Genomic DNA, 1,578 nt, shown 5'->3' with positions numbered 1-1,578 from the left:
CCGTCGTACGTCTCATCGATGGCACCGGTCAGCGTGGCGTCCGGGCCCAGCTCCAGGAGACGTGCCACACCCAGGGCCTTCAGCCGGGTGACGGCGTCGGCGAAGCGGACCGTGCCGCGCACCTGGTCCACCCAGTACGAAGCGGTGAACTCGGTGACCGGCTCGGCGGTCAGCGTGGAGACGATCGGTATGCGCGGAGTGCCGTACGCCAACTCGGCTGCCGCAGAAGCGAATGCGGGCAGCATCGGGTCCATGAGCACCGAGTGGAAGGCGTGGCTGACCTCCAGCCAACGGCCCTGGCGGTCGGTGAGCTGAGCCGCCACCGCTTCGACGGCCTCGCGCGTGCCGGACAGGACGACCTGACCGGGGGCGTTGACCGCCGCGACGGAGACGCCCTCCACCAGCAGCGGGACGACCTCATCGGGGGTCGCCCGTACCGCCCACATCGCGCCACCGGCCGGCAGCGCCTGCATCAGACCCGCACGCGCGGCGACCAGCCGGCACGCATCCGCCAGAGACAGCACCCCAGCGACATGCGCGGCGGCCAGCTCACCCACCGAGTGACCGACGAGGTAATCCGGACGGACCCCCCACGACTCGACCAGCCGGAACAACGCCACCTCGACCGCGAACAACGCCGGCTGCGCCCACCCGGTGTTCTTCAGGGAGTCCGCATCCGTGAACATCACCTCACGCAGCCCGTCGAAGTGCTCACACACCTCGTCCAGGGCGGTGGCGAACACCGGGAAGGAAGCCGCCAGCTCCCGGCCCATCCCGACCCGCTGACCACCCTGGCCCGAGAACACGAACCCGGTCAGGCCGTCGCGGGAGATGCCCGACACCTTGCCGGGCGTCGGCTCACCGGCCGCCAGCGCCTCCAGTCGCGTGCGCAGTTCGCCGGAGTCGCCGCCGAGGACGACCGCCCGGTGTTCCAGGGGCGAGCGGGTGGTGAGGAGGGACAGACCGACGTCGGTCACGTCCTGATCCGCCACCGCTTCGGCCAGCCGGCCGGCCTGTGCGGCCAGGCCCTCCGCCGAGCGTGCCGACACGGCCCACGGCACCACCGGCAGGGCGGTGTCCGCGGCCGTCACGGGCGCCGGCTCCTGTTCGGGGGCCTCTTCGACGATCACATGGGCGTTGGTACCGCTGACTCCGAACGCCGACACACCCGCGCGGCGCGGGCGCTCGCCGCGCGGCCACTGCCGGGCCTCCGCCAGCAGTTCCACCGCGCCTTCCGTCCAGTCCACGTGCGAGGACGGCGTCTGCGCGTGGAGCGTCCTGGGCAGCTCGGCGTGGTGCAGGGCGAGGACCATCTTCATGATGCCCGCGACACCCGCCGCGGCCTGGGTGTGCCCGATGTTGGACTTGATCGAGCCGAGCCACAGCGGCTGACCGGCCGGCCGGTCCTGGCCGTACGTAGCGAGGAGCGCCTGCGCCTCGATCGGGTCACCGAGTGACGTGCCCGTGCCGTGCGCCTCCACGGCGTCCACGTCCGCGCCCGTCAGGCCGGAGTTGGCCAGGGCCTGCCGGATGACGCGCTGCTGCGAAGGACCGTTCGGGGCCGTCAGACCATTCGAG

The 1,578-nt window shown here is 72.2% G+C and carries 1 protein-coding gene; it reads right to left on the bottom strand.

Translation table 11 applies throughout. From position 1 onward, the window contains the following. Nucleotides 1-1,578, bottom strand: a 1,578-nt coding sequence (locus B082_RS0132735) for a type I polyketide synthase (RefSeq protein WP_026250427.1), incomplete at both ends; no start/stop codon positions are given.

Origin of the sequence: Streptomyces sp. ATexAB-D23 (genome assembly GCF_000373645.1) — a bacterium.
Taxonomy (GTDB): Bacteria; Actinomycetota; Actinomycetes; order Streptomycetales; family Streptomycetaceae; genus Streptomyces; species Streptomyces castrisilvae.
This window is presented reverse-complemented; position numbering and strand designations above follow the sequence as displayed.